This is a genomic window from Allobosea sp. 10L417 (assembly GCF_056395485.1).
The window spans coordinates 59,951-79,138 of the sequence record NZ_JBFTJP010000015.1; the positions used below are offsets into that span (position 1 = coordinate 59,951).

A 19,188-nucleotide genomic window follows, 5' to 3' on the forward strand; every position below is an offset into this window, starting at 1 on the left:
TCGCCCCCTCGCTCATCCCTAGTTTTTCGCCTGCGTCCTCGTTGAGCTCTGGAGTTGGGCGAAGGTTTTCTGCTGCTGCAACCAGTCGCGGTACTGGCTCTCGGGCTCGACCACGACGCCGCCGCGCATGAAGGTGTGGCCGGTGCTGCACAGCTCGGAGCACAGCGCCTCGAAGGTGCCCGCGCGTGTCGGCGTGAGCCAGTAATAGGTCACTGTGCCCGGGATCATGTCCATCTTGGCCCGGAATTCCGGGACGTAGAAATCATGCACCACGTCGAGCGAGCGCAGCAGCAGCTTGACCGGCTTGTCGAGCTGCAGGTGGAGCTGATCGCCCTGAATGACGATGTCGTCCTGCCCGCGCGGGTCTTTCGGATCGATGCCGAGCGGGTTCTCGGGCGTGACTTGGGCGATGTCGGTGGCGCCGAGCTGGCCGTCCGCGCCCGGGAGCCGATAGGCCCATTGCCATTGCTGGCCGACGACCTCGACGACGGAAGCGTCCTTCGGCACCGTGACGAACCGGTGCCAGACGACGAGGCCGGGCGCCAGCATCGCTGCGACGCCAATTCCCGTGCCGATCGCGAGCCACCATTCCAGTCGCTTGTTCTCCGGCTCGTAGGCGGCGCGGCGGCCTTCGCGATGGCGGAACCGGAAGACGCAATAGGCCATGAACAGCACGACCGCGGTGAAGACCGCGCCGGTGATCCAGAACGTGATGATCATGGTGTCGTCGATATAGCGCCAGTTGGAGGCGATCGGCGTCCACCACCACGGACTCAGGAAGTGGAAGACCACCGAGCCGATCACGACCAGAGCCAGGACGACCGCGATACCCATCCCTTTTCATCCTTGCCGAGGGCGGCGATGAACAGGAGCAAGGCAACGCTGCGGCGCAGGAAAATGCGCCGCAGCGCTAGGCAGACGAACTCATCTTCGACATCGAAACAACGCTGCAGCCCGCGGCCGGCCGGATCCTCTGCTCGAAACGAACGAGGCCGATACGATCGGGGGTGGAGCAAGGCATCTGCCGGGCGCGAACGCCGCCGAGCGGAGTGGAAGGCTCAGCCTTGTGCTTCCTGCTCGCCATCGCCGAACCCTCGGCCCGCCTCGGCAATCACGCGCCGCCAGCGGGGGCATACACTTCGGACCGGGTCACGGGGCAGTCAAGTCTCCGGCCAAAAGTCATCATCATGTTGTCGCCCTGCGTGCGGGAGTTGTCAATCGACACTGCACCGCAGAACAGCTTGGTCGCAGCCGAAACCGGGAGGGGAACCGGCTATTTTTTCTTTCCGTCAGCATCGAATTGCTTGAGGAACGCGACGACGTCGTCGATTTCCTGGTCGGACTTGAGGCCCGGGAACGTCATCTTGGTGCCTGGGATCTTGGCCTGCGGTGCCTTGATGTAATCCCGGAATGTCGGCTCGTCCCAGACGATGCCGGAGTTCTTGTTGGCGGGGGAATAGCTGTAGCCCTCGATCGAGCCCGAGTGGCGGCCGAAAAGGCCATTCAGCTTTGGCCCGACGGCGTTCCTCGCGGTCTCGCCGATCTGGTGACAGGCCCGGCATCTCAGGAAGATCTTCTCGCCTGCGGCGGTGTCGCCGGCCGCCATGGCTGAATGAGGCCATACGGCCAGTATCGACAATGCTATCACGGCCCTGCATGCCATCGGACACACTCCTCAAGAAACAGAGGTGATCCTTCCGTCAGACCCGTCGACCGCGCCGCATTCGCGGTATGTTTATACTGCCAATACTTGATCGCTCCAAATCGCCTGAGAGACCGTCTGGAAACTCCGGCCCTCATCCCGAGGAGCCGCGTGAGCAGCGTCTCGAAGGATGAGGGCTCGGGGGATTCTCAAACGGTCTCTGAGGGCGTTTTGTCGGCGAGCTTTTCCGGCGTTGGCGCTGTCGTCAGCGCTCCTGCGGCGTCACGCCTCAAACCGCTTCGCGAATGAAGCGGCTCAGGAACAAGCGCGTGCGGCTATGCTTGGGAGAGGCGAGCACCTCGCCCGGCGGCCCCTGTTCGACGACGACACCGCCATCCATGAAGACGACACGGTCGGCCGCCTCGCGCGCGAAGCCGATCTCATGGGTGACGACGATCATCGTCAGCCCCTGTCTGGCGAGATCGCGCATCGTCGCCAGCACTTCGCCGACGAGCTCGGGGTCGAGCGCGGAAGTCGGCTCGTCGAACAGCATCAGCTTCGGACGGATGGCGAGCGCCCGCGCGATGGCGACGCGCTGCTGCTGGCCGCCCGAGAGCTGGCGCGGATAGGCATGCGCCTTCTCGGTCAGGCCGATGCGGCCGAGCAGCTCCATGGCGTAGTCGGTCGCCTCCTTGCGGCTGTGACCGTGGACGCCGACGGGCGCCTCGATGATGTTCTCCAGCGCCGTCATATGCGGGTAGAGGTTGAACTGCTGGAAGACCATGCCGATCTGGCGGCGCTGCGCCGCGATCGCCCGGTTCGACAGCTTGATCAGGCGCTCGCCGGAGAGCCGGTAGCCGATCTGCTCGCCGGTGACCATGATCGAGCCGCGATCGATCGCCTCGAGATGGTTGATGCAGCGCAGGAAGGTCGACTTGCCCGAGCCTGACGGTCCGAGGATCACCACGACCTCTCCGGGCGCGACATCGAGGTCGATGCCCTTCAGCACCTCGTTGGCGCCGAAGGATTTGTGGACGTTGCGGGCGCTGACCAGCGGCGCGGCCCCGGCCTTGATAGCGTCGCGGCTCATGGCGTCGGCTCCGCGATGACGGGTTTGGCCTGCGTCGCGCCGCGCTCGCCGCGGGCGTAGTAGCGCTCGATGAAGCCCTGGCCGATATTCAGCACCGAGGTAATCGCGAGATACCAGATCACCGCCACCATCAGCATGGGGATGACCTCGAAGGTGCGGTTGTAGACCGCCTGCACGGAATAGAGCAGATCGGCCATGGCGATGACGCTGACCAGCGAGGTCGCCTTGATCATGCTGATGAGCTGGTTGCCGGTGGGCGGCACGATCGAGCGCATCGCCTGCGGGATGATGACGCGGCGCAGCGCCCGCCCCCGCGTCATGCCGAAGGCGTCGGTCGCCTCGACCTGTCCCTTGTCGACGGAGATCAGGCCGCCTCGGATGATTTCGGCCATATAGGCGGCCTCGTTCAGCGAAAGCCCGGCGATCGCCGCCGTCATCGGCGTGATCAGGTCATTGGTGTGCCAGCTGACGAGCGTCGGCCCGAAGGGGATGGCGATCGAGATCTCGGGGAACAGCGTCGAGAGGTTGTACCAGAAGATGAGCTGCACCAGCAGAGGCGTACCGCGGAAGAACCAGATGTAGAGACCGGCGACGCCGCTGAACAAGCGGTCCTCCGACAACCGGGCGATGGCCAGCGCCAGCCCGATGGCGACGCCGATCACCATGGCGACGACCGTCAGCCCGAGCGTCACCGAGAGCCCGCGCAGGATCGACTCCGCGGTGAACCATTGCGCCACCACCGGCCAGCCGAAATTAGGATTCCAGGCGACGATCCAGGCGAAGTTGGCTGCGACGGCGAGCACGAAGGCCCAGAGCAGCCAGCGTCCCCACTCGACCGGGCGGTGCGCCTTGGCGACGTCGCGTAGCGCCAGTTCGCGCTCGGGCGTCGCCTGCGTTGCGTTGCTCATTCTGTGCTCGGGCTCAGTTCGCCGACCGGTTGATGCCGGGTTCGTCGATCATGTTGTTCTCGATCCCCCATTTCTTGAAGATCGCGGCATAGGTGCCGTTGGCCTTCAGCGCCTTGATGCCGCCGACCAGAACCTCGCCGAGCGGCGAGCCCTTCGGCACGACGGCGCCCTGGAACAGATCCTGGAAGCCGTTCGCCTTGCCGATAGCCGCCAGCTCGAGATCGCCCTTCGCCTGCTGTACAAAGTAGGTGAGCGGCGCCTGCGACGAGAAGAACGCATCGGCTCGGCGCGAGCGCACCGAGAGGATCGAGGTCGGCTGATCGGTGAAGGACATCACCTCCAGCGCCGGCTTGCCATCGGCAGCGCATTTCTCGGCCTGTGCCTTGATGACCTTCTCGGCCGAGCCGGCGGACATCACGGCGATCTTCTTGCCGCAGCTGTCCTCAAGGCTGTTGATGGCCTTCGGATTGCCCTTCTGCACGGCGAAGACCACGTATTCGCGGACATAGTCGACGAAGTCGTTCGCCTCCTGGCGCGACTTGAAGTCGCCGATCGGGCCCATGGCGAACTGGAAGCGGCCGGCGGCGATGCCGCTCAATGACGAGGCGAGGCCGTTGACCGTGGCATGCTCGATCTTGACGCCGAGAAGTTCCCCGAGCGCCTCGGAGAGATCGGCGCTGGCGCCGATCATCTTGTTGGTGTCGGTGACGATCTCGTAGGGGGGGAAGGAGCCGTTGTTGACCGAGATCATCTTGCCGGCGCTGCGGATCGTCTCCGGCAGCTTGGCGCGCAGGGCCTCGTCGACCTTCTGCTTCGGGATCTGGATCGACTGATCCTGCGCCTGCGCCGCGCCCTGCATGAGCGCAACGGAAAACGCGACGGCACCGGCAAGTTTCACGATCGTCTTCATGGCGGCATTCCCCTGTTCGTTATTTCTCAAATTGGTTCGCGCTCAGGCAGCCTGTTCGGCCCCAGCGCCGGCGGCCGGGAACAGCGTCTCCGGCGTCAGGTCGGTCTCGGCGAGTTCCTGGATCCGCAGCTGTTCCAGGAACGCCGTCACCATCGCCCGGTTCGGGCCGAGGCCGCTCGCATTCCACTCGGCCGGGAGATCATGCCCGCTGCGCACGAGCTCGTCGATCAGCCATGGGCTGGTGTCGGCATAGCGGCGGCGCTTCTCCAGCCAGACGCGCAGGCTCTCGTCGAGCAGGTCGCTGAGGGCCTGCGGCAGCCAGGGCTCGCGCCCCACAAGCTCCGGCTTGAGCCCGATGATGTGCATGCCGGGCACGAAGCCGACCTTGCGGAAATAATCGACCTCAGCCGCCCGGACATCCGGCAGCAGGGCGCGGAATGCCGAGCCCGGCGCGAAGAAACCGTTGGGCATGAATGGCATCAACACGGCGTCGATCTCGCCGGCGGCGAGCAGGTCGAGCAGCGGCGGCTGGCCGGGCAGCGCCTCGATCCGGCCCGGCCGCGCATAACGGCCGATGCGATCGGTGACCGGATGGCCCGCCGCGAGGCGGCTGACGGCCCAGAACGCATCCTCGATGCCGATCCCGGCCTCGGCCAGCGCAGCGCGCGTCCAGGTGTTGCCGGAATCCTGCCAGCCGGCGATGCCGATGCGCTTGCCGCGCAGATCCTCGAAGCGCGTCAGCGGGCTCTTCGCCGCCGTGACGACGCAGCGATGCCGGAAGCCGCGCATGATGAAGTTCGGAATGCCGAAGACGCCGGTCTCGCCCCGCGCTTTCCCGGTCGTGTAGCGGCTGAACGAAATCTCGGAGGCGTCGAAGCGGGTATCGCTGGCGAAATCGTCCGGCAGCGCCGCAAGCCGCTCGATCTTGAGCTCGAATTGGTCGGAGGCGACGTCGCCGAGCAGCAGCGGCGTGATGAAGTCCCAGTCCCGCAGGGCCAGCCGGATGACAGGTTTCAACGCATACCTCGTTCCAAGCCTTGAATATCCGGCAGATTAAATGTTCACTTGGTCTGATCAATCGATATTACGTTCCTGAACATTAATTTCAGAATCGATGAGCACCGAACCCGACGCGACCTGGCTGGCGAGCCGCTTGACGCAACACACCGCACGCGGGATCGCGCTGGAGGTCAGCGCGCTGATCCGCTCGGGCGCACTGCCCGTGGGCACGAGGATGCCGACCGTGCGCGACCTCGCCTTCACCCTCGGCGTCAGCCCCGGCACGATCTCGGAAGCCTGGAGCGAGCTGAAGCGCCAGAAGATCGTCTCGGGGCGCGGCCGCGGCGGCGCCTGGGTCAGCGGCGACAGCGCCACGCCCCGCCCGGCCCGCATGGGCAGCGTCGCCCATTTCGGTCCCGATGTCCTTGACCTCTCGCTCGCCATCCCGGATGCCAGCCTGCTGCCGCCGCTGCGCGCGGCCCTGGCGCATGCGGCCGAAACCGAGAACCTCAACAGCTACGAGCGCACGCCGATCCTGCCGGCGCTGCGGCAGGCCGTACTGCCGCAATGGCCCTATGCCCCCGATGCCTTCCTCGCCACCAATGGCGGCTACAACGCGGTCTATTCGGTGCTGCACGCGACCGTGCTGCCGGGCGCGTGCGTCGCGATCGAGGATCCCACGGCGATGCGCCTCCTCGATATCATCGAGGATCTCGGTGCCGAGCTCCTGCCGATCGGCTGCGATGCGGAGGGGCCGCTGCCCGACCAGCTCGCGGCCGCGCTGTCGCGGCGTCCCGCCGCCTTCATGTTCCAGCCGCGCACCCATTCCGTCACTGGGCGGCATGTCAGTGCGCGACGCCTGCAGGAACTGGCGACGGTGCTAGCCGGCAGCGATACCCTGGTGATCGAGGATGACGGTGTCGGCGACGTCTCCATCCACCCGCCGATCAGCCTGGGCGCGACCATGCCGGAGCGGGTCGTCCATATCCGCTCCTTCTCGAAATCGCTTGCCCCCGACCTGCGGATCGCTGTGCTTTCGGCCCCGGACAAGGTCATCCGCCAGATCCAGTCCTATCGCAGCTTCTCCTCCGGCTGGACGAGCCGGTTGCTGCAGGCCGCCACCGCCTGGCTGCTCGACGATGCGGCGACGACGCAAAGCGTCGCCAATGCGCGCCAGATCTATGCGGAGCGCCGGCGGACCTTCCTGGGACATTTGGCGGAACACGGCATCGCGATGCCGGAGACGGATGGGCTGTGTATCTGGATTCCGGTCGAATCCGAGCAATATGCGCTGGTGACGCTCGCTGCTCATGGCATCGCGGTCCTGCCCGGCAGCAAGTGCTCTCTACAGCCGACCGAGCATGTCCGGCTGGCGACGGCGGTTTTGGCGCAAGGGCATGAGCGGGTCGCCGCCGCCGTGGCGCGCGCCGCGCGTCGCGGCGACTGATCCTGTTGCTACGCCGAGCCGCCGCGCTTCCGTCAGCCCATCTTCGGTGGCGCTTGGAGTGGACGATGTAGACGACAGAAAGCCCCGCATCGGGCAACCGATGCGGGGCTTTCTGCGAACGACGTCCTCAGGCGACGAGAGCGAGTTCGGCGTTGGCGTTGCGGATCGCCTCCTCGCGCGCCTCGGCGCCATAGCCCAGCTTCTCGGCCCGAATGAAGGTGACCTCGGTGATGCCGGCGAAGCCGAGCATGGTGCGCAGATGCGGCTCCTGCGAGTCCATCGCCTGGGCCGGGCCGCTGCTGTAGAGGCCGCCGCGGCTCTCGACGATGATGGCGCGCTTGCCCTTGAGCAGGCCCTCGGGGCCGGCTTCGCTGTAACGGAAGGTGACGCCGGCGCGCAGCACGTAGTCGAACCAGCTCTTCAGCGTCGACGGAATGCCGAAATTATACATCGGCGCGCCGATGACGATGGTGTCGGCGGCCTTCAGCTCCTCGACCAGCGCGTTGGAGAGGGCGAGCGCCTCGCGCTGCGCCGCGGTCTCCGTGATGCCGGCGCGTACGGCCGCAGTGGTCTCGGCATTCAGATGCGGGATGGGGTTGGCGTCGAGGTCGCGCTCGACGACATGCACGCCGGGGTTCTGGGCACGCAGCCGGGAGACGGTGCTCTGAACCAGCTGCCTGGAGACCGAATCGGCGCCCGAAGCGCTGCTGTTGAGGACGAGAACGGTAGCCATGATGGAACTTCCTGTTCGGAGGGGTGATTTCGATCACCGCAAGATAGTGGTTCACGGATCGCACCAGAACTCGCATAATCGGCACCAAGCTGTTGCAGCCTGAGGAACACCTATGTCGGAGCTCGATGACATCCGCAGCTTCATCGCCGTGGTCGAGGCCGGTGGTTTCGGCCGGGCGGCGCAGAGCCTCGGCTTGGCGAAGTCGATCGTCAGCCGCCGAGTCAGCCGGCTGGAGGAGGAGCTCGGCACGCGCCTGCTCAGCCGCACCACGCGCGGCGTGAGTGCGACCGAGGCGGGGCTGGAATTCAAGGCGCGCAGCGAGCGCATCCTGGCCGAGCTCGACGAGGCGCGCGAGGCGGTGGCGCAGCAGGCTGGCGGGGTCGCCGGGCGGCTGCGACTCTCGATGCCGCTGACCTTCGGCAACAAGCATGTCGCGCCGCTTCTGGGCGAGCTGGCCCAGAGGTATACGCGGCTCGAGATCGACGTGCAGGCGAGCGACCGCTATGTCGATCTGATCGGCGAGCGCTTCGATGCTGCGATCCGCATCGGCTCGCTGAAGGATTCGAGCCTGATCGCCCGGCGGCTTGCGCCGGTCCATGCCACGGTGATCGGCAGCCCGGCCTATCTCGCGCGGCGCGGGCGCCCCGTCATTCCCGCCGATCTCAATGACCATGACTGTCTGCTCTATAGCGGCACCAACGATCAGGACTGGGTGTTCCGCACCGGCAAGCGCTGGATCACGGTGCGGCCGCCGGGGCGCATGAGCTCCGACAATGGCGACACGCTGTTGTCCTGGGCTGTCGCGGGGCTGGGGCTTGCCGTTCTGCCGACCTTCATCGCCTCCGATGCGATCCGCTCCGGTGCGGTCGAGCCGATCCTGCTCGACTATCCCATGCCGACGCGCGCGCTCTATGTGGTCCGTCCGCCGGGAGCCTATGTCCCCGGCAAGGTCAGGGTGCTGATCGACCTCTTGGTCGAGCGCTTCGGCGGCACGCCCTATTGGGATCCCTGCCAGATGGAGGCGCATGAGCGCGGGATCAGGCTGGATGAACCGCTGAGCGATCAGCTCATGCCGGCCAAGAAGCCCGAGCATCAAGCAGCGTGATCCGGCGCATCACGCGAATTCGCGTGGTTTCTTTCGCGCGTCTGGGCACTGTTGCGCGGCCCTAGAGCATTTTCGAGCGAAGTGGACACCGGTTCGCGTGAAGAAAATGCGATAAAACAAAGACATAGAGCATTTCCGCGATTCCGAGAAGCGCGGAAATGCTCTCGTCAGGAGGAAACGATGCTGCTGGTCGGAATGCTCGATAGCCCCTATGTCCGCCGCGCGGCGATCACCGGCACGCTGCTGGAGGTGCCGTTCGAGCATCGCTCGGTCTCTGTGTTCCGGCATATGGACGCTTTCCGGGCGATCAACCCGCTGATCAAGGCGCCGACGCTCGTCACCGACGACGGCATCGCCATCAGCGAATCCCTGCTGATCATCCAGCATTTCGAGGATGTCGCCGGCCGCTCGCTGCGGCCGATCGAAGGCGTGGCGCGCCGGCGCGACCTCGCGCTCACCGGCATCGGCATCGTCGCGGCCGACAAGGCGGTCTCGGTCGAATACGAGCGCAAGCGGCCTGAGGCGCAGCGCTACGCACCCTGGCAGGAGCGCATCGTCAGCCAACTGCATGTTGCGCTCGACCTGCTCGACAAAGCGGCGAAGGAGGGCGAGCTGACGGCCGGACCGGAACTACTGCCGAGCGACATCGCCGCTGCGATCGCCTGGGGCTTCTGCCGCTTCGTCATCCCGGAATTCGTGCCGGAAGAGCGCTGGCCGGCGCTCTCGGAGCAGGCGGGCGCCTGCGAGGCGCTCGACGTCTTCAAGGCCTGGCCGATCGACCGGGAGTAGCCGAACTGCCAGGCGTCATTCTCGGGCGACCGCAGGGAGACCCGAGAATCTCGAGCCGAAAGGGGCTTCGGGTTCATGGCACGAGATGCGCGGGTCGAGCCCGAGCATCACGGGCAAGCGAGTGCTCAGTTCTGCACGAAGCTCGTCGGCAGCGGGCGCACCGCCGGGCCGCTGAAGGCGCCGGGCTTCGGCGCGCCGGAATCGGCATGGCTGAAGCCGAGCGCGGCGGCGGGGCTCGGGCCGGCGATCGGAGCGGCGGAGGACCCCGTGGTCCTGGCGCGCGCGGTTGCGACATTCACCGGCTTGCCTGCGGAAACGCTGGTGCGCGTGACCGTCGCGAACAGCGAGTTCAGGCCGGAGCGGTCCATGTCCGCGGGTTCCTCAGGCTCGGCCGCGACGGGGACTGAGCGTTGGCTGGCCGGAACGAAGGTGACGCCGCCTTCACGTGGCCGGACGGGGGGCAGAGCGGCCGTCACGAGGCGGCCCTCGGGCGCTGCAGCCGAAGCCTGTTCCGGGGCGCCGGTGCCGCGCAGGCTGGCGATGGCGGAGTCGGCCAGCGCCGTCGGCCGGATCGGCGGCAATGGCGCGTTGATCGGGCTGCCGGCCGGGCTGCCGGCAAGGGCGGAAGTGGTTGCCGCGACCACCTCGTCGGGCCGCCGCGGCGGCAGCGAGGCGAGGATGAGACGCGGCTCGGCCGCGGCGCCCGATTGCGGCGCGAAGGCGAGCGCGCCGCCGGTCGCGGGCAGGGCCGCGACCTGGACCGGATCGTCTCCCGGCAGGGAGAGACCGCGTGGCCGCGCCAGAGGCAGCGGCGCATCCATGAACTGCGGCCTGCTCTCAGGCGCGCGCTGCTGCGGCGCGGGCAGGATGGTTGGTTCCGGAGCTGGAGCGGGGGCGGGGGCGGCCGGCGCGGGAGGCGGCGCTGCAGCTGCCTGCGGAGCGAGCCGCTCGGAGCGTTCGCGCGCGAGCGTCCGCGTCGTCGGCTCCGGTGCCATGGCGACGGCGAAACGGCCGCCATCGCCCGAGTTGCTGTCGGCATAGCCGGGGCTGGCATAAGCGATGACGGCCGGCTGTTGGCGCGGCGCGGCGCGGCGGCCACCGCGGGCCGGCCGGGCATCGGCCTCCTCATCGTCGCCGCCGAAGAGCGAYGCCCAGAGGCTCTTGCCGCCGGAGGCCGCGACCGCGCCCTCGTCGGCATCGGCGACCGCATAGCCGCCCACTGACCCGCCGCTGGAGAGGACCTCTGCCTTGGCGAGTTCGTAGCCAGCAAGGGGTTGGCCGTCGGCCGGGATATGGACCGTCTTCTCGTCCGGGAAGAGGCGCACGAGCTGGTCGCGCGTCATGCGTGGCCAGGAGCGGACCGAACCGACATCGAGATGGACGAAGGGGGTATGGGCGTTGGGGTAGAAGCCGACGCCGCCGCGCTGGAGCCGCATGCCGATCTCGCGGATGCGCGCCGTGGGAACGTCGGGCAGGTAGAAGTCCATCGCCTTGCCGAGCATGTGCTGGCTGTGCTTGGCCACCGCGCGCGAGCGCCGCCGCAGCATGGCGTTGGTGTTGGGCGAGCGATAGGCGGAGACGACGTGGAAGGGCTGGTCGGAACCGAGCTGGCGCTGCACCTCCCAGACCACGTCGAACAGGCGCGGATCCATGCGTATCGGCTCGTCGCTGCGCCAGTCGCGCAGGGCCCAGTTCAGCTTCTCCAGCGCCGAGGAATCGTAACGGCCATCACGCTTGAAGGTGATGGTCGTCTCTTCCTTGGTGTGCATGTGCCGGATGGTGATGGTGCGGGTGTCGCCGTTGGCGATGGCGTCCTGCGTGCTGCGGACGGCCAGGAACGAAGCGGCGCAGGCCAGGCCGAGGGACAGGACGCGCCGCATGGCTGGCTTAAGGCCGGACGGCAACCATCCTGCAAGCTTGGCGTTGATCCTGCCCAATCTGTCTGACCCGTCTCGGTGCCCCCGCCGAAGCGGTACGATGAACGTGAACGAACAGTTGCGGAGAAGCGTTAACGGCTCGTTAGCGAGCCGACAATCACTGCGTCGGAAATTGCTGTGACGAGTTGGCTAAAGACGGATCATGGCAAAAAGGTGCCCGCCTTGCGGCGGGCCCATTTCAGCCACGTTGTTCGAGCGCCTGGCGAACGAGCCGGTGGAAGCCGTAGACATCGTCGAACCGGGTGATCCTGCCGTCCGCGCCGACGACGATGGTGTTGTAGACGAGGTGGATCGGCAGCGGCTGCGGCAGGTTGATTCGCCGCTCACCCGAGCCGATCAGCCGCTTCAGCCGCTCATGCGTCCATTCAGGGCCAAGCACCTGATCCGCCAGCGCGAAGGGGTTCTCGACGCGCACGCAGCCATGGCTGAGCGCCCGCCGCTCGCCGGCGAAGAGCCGGCGGTTCGGCGTGTCGTGCAGATAGACGGCGTGCTCGTTCGGGAACATGAACTTGATCCAGCCGAGCGCGTTGCGCTCGCCCGGCGGCTGGCGCACCGAAATGCCGCCGCCCTTGGTGCGGGTGACGACATAGCCGCGCTTGGCCGCATAATCGGGATCGGCGGCGAGGCCCGGCAGGAATTCCTTCTTCAGGATCGAGGGCGGCACATACCAGGACGGGTTGACGATGACGTGGTCCATCTTGTGCGAGAAGATGGGCGTCGCCGATTCCGGCTTGCCGATAATGGTGCGGGCCTCGTGCACCACCTTGCCGGAGCGGATCACGCGGACGCGCATCTCCGGCACGTTGACCATGATGTGGTCTGTGCCGAGATCGGGCGGCAGCCAGCGCCAGCGCTCCATCTGGGCGACGATATCCTCCTCGCCGCGGGCGGCGGCGGGCTTGCCCAGCGCCGCGAGCGTGCGCTCGCTCAGGATGCCGTTGGCGGGGAGCCCGGCCTTCTTCTGGAAATCGGCCAGCGCCAGCGAGGTCGAGCGGTCGAAGACCTGATCCTCGTTCGGCCCGAGGCCGAGGCGAGCCCGCACCAGCGGGACGCGCTCGTCGCGCATGCCGAGCTTGAGCGGCGGCCCGGCGGGAATGCGCACCAGCGGCGTGTCGTCGAGATGCTCGCGCATCTCCGCGAGCTTGGCCTTGAGGCGCTGATAGCCCTCATGCGGCGGGTTGTAGGCGGCGAGCACCGCGCCGGCGTCGGTCGCACCGGCGAGCTCGGAGAGCACCTCGGTGGCCGAGGGCAGGTAGAGGGTCGGCGTGATCAGCTTCGAGAGGCGGCGCGGATCGATGCGGCCGCCGCGCGCATCGCGGGCATAGAGCACGGCGAGCGCCGAGAGGCGGATATCGGCCTCGGCAAGCTTGGCCTTGTCGCTCGCCTCGAAGACCGGAAGCGGATAGTCGGTGGGCCGCAGGCCGTCCTCGGAGGCGCGGCCGAGCTGCGCGGCGATGCGCTTGCCCGCCTCGTTCCAGCCCTTTCCGTCGATCCAGAACGGCTTGTTCTCATTGGCCTGATAGGCGGCGATGATCTCGTTGCGCTCGCGCTCGGACAGCCGCGGGACCGCAACCGCGTCCTGAAGGTGCTCGGCCACGGCCGCCGCGAATTCCAGGCCCGGCGGAACCGTGATCACGACCTGCGGCATCTCGGGCGGCGGCACCAGCGGCTCGACGCTCTGCAGAGGGCCGGTCTGCGGAGCAGGCGGCGGCGCCGGCTCGACGGCCTTCGAGGCCGGGACAAGCGCCGGATCGGCCGCCGGCATCTCGATTGCCGGAATGTCGAGCGTGACCGGCTCGTCCTCCGCGTCCGCGGGCGCAGTGGCGTCGAACTTGGCCGGATCGCGCAAGCGGCTGCCGGCCGAGACCGTGCCGGTGACGATCTCCGGCTCCGAGGCGGCGCCGGAATGGGCGGTCGCGGCAGGTGAGGAGGCCGGGTGCTCCGAATCGAGCAGCTTCAGCTCCGGCTGCTCGGGCAGCGGAACGCCGAGCGTGGCGTCGATCTGGATCGGCGTTTCGGCACGGAGCGGGAGGCATCCCATCATGATGGCCAAGGCGGATGCCGAGGTCAGTTTCGCCCAATGGCGAGGACGCATGGTCACTTTCCCGATCGCTGTCGAAGTCGCGCCATTCCTGCGTGACTCGGTTGGTTGATACAAGATGCGGCGGCGCAACAGGCCGCTGCATTCGGCAGGAGCCGGCCCCGCCCGCCGGGCCGAACCGGCCTGAGCGGTAAATCCGCCTCCAACTTTCTTAAGAGAACGCTTAAGCCGGCCGGATTGCTCCGCGATCTGGTCGGCGCGTGCTCTTGCGCGGCTCAGGCCGCGTCGGTTTCATCGGCGCCGTTCTCGTTCTCGATCAGCCCGTATTCCTTGAGCTTGCGGTAGAGCGTCGAGCGGCCGATGCCGAGCTTGCGCGAGACCTCGGACATGTGCCCGCGGTAATGCGCTAGCGCGAAAGTGATGATCTCGCGCTCGAGCTCGTCGAGCTTGCGCATGTCGGAGCCGGCGACAAGGTCGAGGGCGTTGGGGTCGCGCACCGGCATCTGGATGATGCGCGGCGGCGGCTCGCCCTGCGCTTCGCCGCGGGCGATAGGGGCCGGCGCCGGCGGAATGCTGACGTCGTAGCCTTCCATCTGCGCGGCGATCTGTGGGAACTCGCTGACTCCGAGCTCGTCGCCATCGGCGAGGACAACGGCCCGGAACACCGCGTTTTCGAGCTGCCGGACATTGCCCGGCCAGTCATAGCTGCTGATCAGGGCGACGGCTTCCGATGTGATGCCGCTGAGCTTGCGCCCCTCTTCTGCGGCGAAGCGGGCAAGGAAGCCGCGCGCCAGATCGGCAATGTCCTCGCGGCGCTGTCGCAGCGGCGGCAGCGTGATCGGGAAGACGTTGAGGCGGTAATAGAGATCCTCGCGGAACTCGCCACGCTTCACCTGGTCCAGCAGGCTCTTGTTGGTGGCGGAGATCAGCCGGATGTCGACGCGGACCGATTTCTTGCCGCCGACCGGATCGACCTCGCCCTCCTGGATGGCGCGCAGCAGCTTCACCTGCGCGTCGAGCGGCAATTCACCGACCTCGTCGAGGAAGAGCGTGCCGCCATTGGCCTCGACGAATTTGCCGAGATGGCGCTCGGTCGCGCCGGTGAAGGCGCCCTTTTCGTGGCCGAACAGGATCGACTCGACGAGATTATGCGGGATCGCGCCGCAATTCACGGTGACGAAGGGCTTGCCCCGGCGGTCGCTGGAGCCTTGGATGGCGCGGGCCAGGACTTCCTTGCCAACGCCGGATTCGCCTTCGATCAGCACGGGAATGTTGGACTTCGCCGCGCGCTCGGAGAGCCTGACGACGCGCCCCATATCGGGGCTCTTGGTCGCGAGATCGCGGAAACCCAGCGTGTTCAAGGCGCGGTGCTTGATATGGCGCAGCTCGTGTTCGAGCGCGCCGAGCTTGAGGACGTTCTTGAGCGAGACCTGCAGACGCTCGGCGCCAACCGGCTTCACCACGAAATCGGCCGCGCCGGCGCGCATCGCCGCAACCACGGTCTCGATCGAGCCGTTCGCGGTCTGGACGATGACGGGGGTCTCGATGCCGCGCTCGCGCAGATTGGCGAGCACGCCCATGCCGTCGAGGCCCGGCATCTGCAAGTCGAGCACGATGGCATCGACCCGTTCGCCGTCCGGCCCGCCGAAGAGGGAGACAGCCGCCTTGCCGTCCTCGGCCACGATCACCTCATAGCCGAAGCGCTTCAGCATCGCGTCGAGCAGGCGGCGTTGGACGGGATCGTCGTCGACGACGAGGACGGTGGCGGTCATGACACCTCGAAAGACGATGCAGTATGAAAGAAATGCTTTGTGCCGACGGAATCACCTGTTCCGTTCTGGGGCATCGTCGGCCAGAAGGGTTAAGCGGGATTTAAACCGCGGCACGCACCGGCGTTGATCCGTGGGCAGAGCCCGGCCTATGGAGTAAGCCCAAGTCAGTGCGGCAAGGTGTCGAGCGAATGAGCTTCCAAGAGACGATCTGGCAAACGGTCCGGCGCTCCGGTGCCAAGGCGGGCGCGGCCAAGCCGGCGAGCACGCCCGGCGATCTGCCGGAATGGGATCTGAGCCACCTCTATCCGGGTGTCGGTTCGCCCGAGCTCAAGAGCGATCTCGAACGGGCGCTCGCCGAGGCACAGGCCCTTGCCGAGCATTATCGCGGCAAGCTCGCGGACCTCGCCGCCCAGTCGGACGGCAGCGAGAAGCTCGCGGAAGCGGTCAAGCGCTATGAGGGCTTGAGTGATTTGCTCGGGCGCATCGGCGCCTATGCCGGCCTCGTCTATTCCGGCGACACCACCGACCCGCAGCGCGCCAAGTTCTATGGCGACACGCAGGACAAGGTGAACGCGGCGATCACCGAACTGCTGTTCTTCGAGCTCGAGCTCAACCGCATCGCGCCCGAGGTGATGGCGAAGGTCGCGGGCGAGGCCCCCCTGTCGCACTGGAAGCCCTGGCTCGACGACCTCGCCAAAGACAAGCCGCATCAGCTCGACGACCAGATCGAGGCGCTGTTCCACGAGAAGTCGATGACGGGCGCGGCCGCCTGGAACCGGCTTTTCGACGAGACGATCGCTTCGCTGCGCTTCGATATCGACGGCGAGGAGCTGACGCTCGAACTGACGCTGAACAAGCTTCAGGACAGCGACGGCGATGTCCGCCGCAAGGCGGCGGAGGCGCTGAGCACTGTCTTCCGCAAGGAGCTGCGCACCTTCGCGCTGATCACCAACACCCTGGCGAAGGACAAGGAAATCTCCGACCGCTGGCGCAAGTTCGAGGATGTCGCGGATTCCCGCCATCTCGCCAACAGAGTCGAGCGCGAGGTCGTGGATGCTCTCGTTTCCGCCGTGCGCGAGGCCTATCCGCGCCTGTCGCACCGCTATTATCGCCTGAAGGCCAAATGGTTCGGCCGCGACGCGCTGGATTTCTGGGATCGCAACGCGCCGCTGCCGCAGGTCGAGCAACGCACCATCCCCTGGACCGAAGCGCGCGACACCGTGCTCTCGGCCTATGGCGCCTTCTCGCCGAAGATGGCGGATATCGCCAGGCGCTTCTTCGACGAGCGCTGGATCGACGCCCCGCCGCGCCCCGGCAAGGCGCCTGGCGCCTTCGCGCACCCTACGGTGCCATCAGCGCATCCCTATGTGCTGCTCAACTACCAGGGCAAGCCGCGCGACGTGATGACGCTGGCGCATGAGCTCGGCCATGGCGTGCATCAGGTGCTGGCGGCGCCGAACGGGGCGCTGATGGCGCCGACGCCGCTCACCCTGGCCGAGACGGCCAGCGTCTTCGGCGAGATGCTGACCTTCCGCCGGCTGCTCGACATGACCACCGACCGCCAGCAGCGCAAGGCGATGCTGGCCGCCAAGGTCGAGGACATGATCAACACGGTCGTGCGCCAGATCGCCTTCTACTCCTTCGAGCGGAAGGTCCATCAGGCCCGCCGCGAGGGCGAGCTGACGCCGGAAGCGCTGTGCGAGATCTGGATGAGCGTGCAGGCGGAGAGCCTCGGCCCGGCGATCCGGCTGACGGCGGGCTACGAGCCGTATTGGTGCTACATCCCGCACTTCATCCATTCGCCCTTCTACGTCTACGCCTACGCCTTCGGGGACTGCCTGGTGAACTCGCTCTACGGCGTCTACCAGAACGCCGCGGAAGGCTTCCAGGAGCGCTATTTCGCGCTGCTCTCGGCCGGCGGCAGCAAGCCCTATGGCGAGCTGCTCGCGCCATTCGGGCTGGATGCGAAGGATCCGGGCTTCTGGCAGATCGGCCTGAGGATGATCGAGGGCATGATCATCGAGCTCGAAGGGATGGAGTGAGGCGGAACGTCATTCCCGGGCGAAGCGAAGCGCAGACCCGGGAATCTCCCGCAGGAACGGCGCTGGCACCGCTGGTCGTGAGATGCTCGGATCAGGCCCGAGCATGACGACGCCGGTCAGAACTGCATCCTGAGCCCGACCATCGAGACGTTCGCGGTGTAGTCGTTGCCTGGCTGCGTCGAGTTCAGGCGCTCGTGGGTGAAGCTGGCGCGGATCGCGAAGGTGCGGGTCAGCTTGTACTCGATCCGCGCGCCGACACTCATCTGGTTCTCGCGCAGGTTCTGCCCCTCATAGTCGGTGCGGACGAAGCCGGTGAAGCCGGTGACCGTGAGGTTGCGGCGCAGAGCGTGTGCGATTTCGAGCCCCACCCCGCGCACCGTCGTGCCCGAGGAACCGGCAACGGTGGTATCGCCGAGCGTGGCTGAGCCGCGCAGCGTCACGGTCGTGAGCGGGGTCGGCGACCACAGCACCGCCGCATCGCCGACGAAGCCGCGCAGATTCTTCAGGCGCGGGTCCTCGTAGCTGCGGTTCTGGTAGCCGCCTGAGATCTCGCCGGTGAGCTGCCGGCTGACCTCGAAGGTCGAGCCGATGCGGCCGCCCACCCCGTTCGACGAACGCATATAGCCGCCAGCGTCGATCTTGTCGTCGTATTCGCGCTGGTCGATTTCGCCCTGGATGAAGGGCCTGAGGCCCGGTGTGACCTCATAAGCGGCGCGCAGGCGCAGGCCGTACTGCGTCTGGTTGCGGTCCTGCTGGGAGAGGATCGCGCCGTTGGTGAGCTGCGCGTTCTCATAGTCGGCGCGATCGACCGAGCCGCGCAGGGTCAGTTGCAGCCGGTTGAAGTCATGTGTCACGCCGGCTGAGCCGCCATATTGCCAGACCAGCGGCCGGCCTTCGACGGCGGCGGTCAGGTCGGGGGAGCCGGGACGCTGCGTATCGAGCCGCAACCGCGTTTCGAGCAGGATGCGGGTGTCGCGCGTGGCGTCCAGGCGCAGGTCGAGATTGCCTTCGGCATCGGGGCGCGAGGCCTGGCTGTCCCTGAAATACTGGAAATAGCCGCCGCGCAGCCGGCCGCTGAGCTGATGCACGTTCCAGTCGGACTGGATGTCAAGATCGCCCTCGTAGCGGGCGAAGGGCGAGCCCTTCACGCCGGGCGGGGCAATGCGCTGCGGGTTGGTGTCGTAGCCGATCGAGTTGGTGAAACCGGGCCGCAGCGTCACCGAGCCGATGCGCACCCCCAGCGCGGCATAAGGGTCCTCCTCCGCGGCGGTGCGGCGACGAGGGGGCGGCGGCGGGAGAGGCGGTGCCGGCTGCGGCAGCATCGCCACCGCGGGTGGGGGAGCGCGGAATTGGCGTTGCGTGACGCCGCGCAGGGCCGGCGCCTGGACGGGTTGGCTGGCGCGGGAAGGCTGGCGCGTCGAGACGGCCGAGCCGGGAGGCTGGGCTGGAGCGGCCGGATCGCGCCGGGCGCCGGGCTCGGTCGAGCTCGGGTCGAAGGGCGCCTCCGTCGAGGCCGGCTGCTGCGCGATATAGATCGGCGTGCCCGTCCGGAGCGCGTTTGCCTGCTGCGCCGCGGCCGTCGTCCAGCCGAACGCAATTCCGGCCAGGGCGGTGCCGGATAGAAGCAGGATCGTCGTGCGAGCGGACACGGGGTTCGCCAGGCTCCAGGCAACAGCTCACGCGCCCTGGAGGGGCGCGCATGGTTAACGGAGTTAGAACGAACAGGGTTAAGGACCCGTCAACGAAGCGGCCGCGCTGAGCAGCTTCCGGAAA

At 67.2% G+C, this 19,188-nt stretch carries 15 protein-coding genes; 4 read left to right on the forward strand and 11 right to left on the reverse strand.

Annotated features, from left to right (window positions below):
• Window positions 1–18: 18 nt before the first annotated feature.
• From AC1DE3_RS25915 to AC1DE3_RS25940, 6 genes are all read right to left on the reverse strand, one after another.
• Window positions 19–834, reverse strand: a complete 816-nt coding sequence (locus AC1DE3_RS25915) for a cytochrome c oxidase subunit II (RefSeq protein ID WP_476780634.1) — start codon at window positions 832–834, stop codon at window positions 19–21.
• A 439-nt stretch (window positions 835–1,273) separates the two neighbouring features.
• Window positions 1,274–1,606 carry a c-type cytochrome gene (locus AC1DE3_RS25920; protein ID WP_476780635.1) on the reverse strand — a complete coding sequence of 111 codons (333 nt, stop codon included), beginning with the start codon at window positions 1,604–1,606 and terminating at the stop codon, window positions 1,274–1,276.
• A gap of 325 nt (window positions 1,607–1,931) precedes the next feature.
• Complete coding sequence (locus AC1DE3_RS25925; RefSeq protein ID WP_441509679.1) at window positions 1,932–2,732, reverse strand: amino acid ABC transporter ATP-binding protein; 801 nt, start codon at window positions 2,730–2,732, stop codon at window positions 1,932–1,934.
• Complete coding sequence (locus AC1DE3_RS25930) at window positions 2,729–3,640, reverse strand: amino acid ABC transporter permease (protein WP_476780636.1); 912 nt, start codon at window positions 3,638–3,640, stop codon at window positions 2,729–2,731. The genes AC1DE3_RS25925 and AC1DE3_RS25930 overlap by 4 nt, the downstream gene beginning before the upstream one ends.
• Window positions 3,641–3,653: 13 nt before the next feature.
• Window positions 3,654–4,499 carry an ABC transporter substrate-binding protein gene (locus AC1DE3_RS25935; RefSeq protein ID WP_476780743.1) on the reverse strand — a complete coding sequence of 282 codons (846 nt, stop codon included), beginning with the start codon at window positions 4,497–4,499 and terminating at the stop codon, window positions 3,654–3,656.
• 93 nt (window positions 4,500–4,592) lie between these two features.
• Entirely contained in the window at window positions 4,593–5,567 is a 975-nt protein-coding gene (locus tag AC1DE3_RS25940; RefSeq protein WP_476780637.1) for a substrate-binding domain-containing protein, read from the reverse strand.
• 97 nt (window positions 5,568–5,664) lie between these two features.
• On the opposite strand from AC1DE3_RS25940, the gene AC1DE3_RS25945 reads away from it, so the two are divergent.
• Window positions 5,665–6,996, forward strand: coding sequence for an aminotransferase-like domain-containing protein (locus tag AC1DE3_RS25945; RefSeq protein ID WP_476852891.1), 1,332 nt, complete (start codon window positions 5,665–5,667; stop codon window positions 6,994–6,996).
• 127 nt (window positions 6,997–7,123) lie between these two features.
• Here AC1DE3_RS25945 and AC1DE3_RS25950 read toward each other — a convergent pair whose 3' ends face one another.
• On the reverse strand, window positions 7,124–7,729 hold the full coding sequence (locus tag AC1DE3_RS25950; RefSeq protein ID WP_476780639.1) for an FMN-dependent NADH-azoreductase: 606 nt from the start codon (window positions 7,727–7,729) through the stop codon (window positions 7,124–7,126).
• 112 nt (window positions 7,730–7,841) lie between these two features.
• Here AC1DE3_RS25950 and AC1DE3_RS25955 point away from each other — a divergent pair, with 112 nt between their 5' ends.
• Window positions 7,842–8,834, forward strand: a complete 993-nt coding sequence (locus AC1DE3_RS25955) for a LysR family transcriptional regulator (protein WP_476780640.1) — start codon at window positions 7,842–7,844, stop codon at window positions 8,832–8,834.
• A gap of 180 nt (window positions 8,835–9,014) precedes the next feature.
• The gene (locus AC1DE3_RS25960) at window positions 9,015–9,623 is read left to right on the forward strand and encodes a glutathione S-transferase family protein (protein WP_476780641.1); all 609 of its coding nucleotides are present in this window, start codon (window positions 9,015–9,017) and stop codon (window positions 9,621–9,623) included.
• 125 nt (window positions 9,624–9,748) lie between these two features.
• Here the strand turns inward: AC1DE3_RS25960 and AC1DE3_RS25965 are convergent, their stop codons facing one another.
• The 3 genes from AC1DE3_RS25965 to AC1DE3_RS25975 form a co-directional block, all read right to left on the reverse strand.
• Complete coding sequence (locus AC1DE3_RS25965) at window positions 9,749–11,503, reverse strand: peptidoglycan L,D-endopeptidase MepK (RefSeq protein ID WP_476852892.1); 1,755 nt, start codon at window positions 11,501–11,503, stop codon at window positions 9,749–9,751.
• A 235-nt stretch (window positions 11,504–11,738) separates the two neighbouring features.
• The gene (locus AC1DE3_RS25970; RefSeq protein WP_476852893.1) at window positions 11,739–13,655 is read right to left on the reverse strand and encodes a L,D-transpeptidase family protein; all 1,917 of its coding nucleotides are present in this window, start codon (window positions 13,653–13,655) and stop codon (window positions 11,739–11,741) included.
• Window positions 13,656–13,876: 221 nt separating this feature from the next.
• Entirely contained in the window at window positions 13,877–15,373 is a 1,497-nt protein-coding gene (locus AC1DE3_RS25975) for a sigma-54-dependent transcriptional regulator (RefSeq protein ID WP_441509670.1), read from the reverse strand.
• 188 nt (window positions 15,374–15,561) lie between these two features.
• On the opposite strand from AC1DE3_RS25975, the gene AC1DE3_RS25980 reads away from it, so the two are divergent.
• Window positions 15,562–17,415 carry a M3 family oligoendopeptidase gene (locus tag AC1DE3_RS25980; protein WP_476780644.1) on the forward strand — a complete coding sequence of 618 codons (1,854 nt, stop codon included), beginning with the start codon at window positions 15,562–15,564 and terminating at the stop codon, window positions 17,413–17,415.
• Window positions 17,416–17,531: 116 nt separating this feature from the next.
• Here AC1DE3_RS25980 and AC1DE3_RS25985 read toward each other — a convergent pair whose 3' ends face one another.
• Window positions 17,532–19,064 carry an outer membrane beta-barrel protein gene (locus tag AC1DE3_RS25985; RefSeq protein ID WP_476780645.1) on the reverse strand — a complete coding sequence of 511 codons (1,533 nt, stop codon included), beginning with the start codon at window positions 19,062–19,064 and terminating at the stop codon, window positions 17,532–17,534.
• Window positions 19,065–19,188 lie beyond the last annotated feature (124 nt).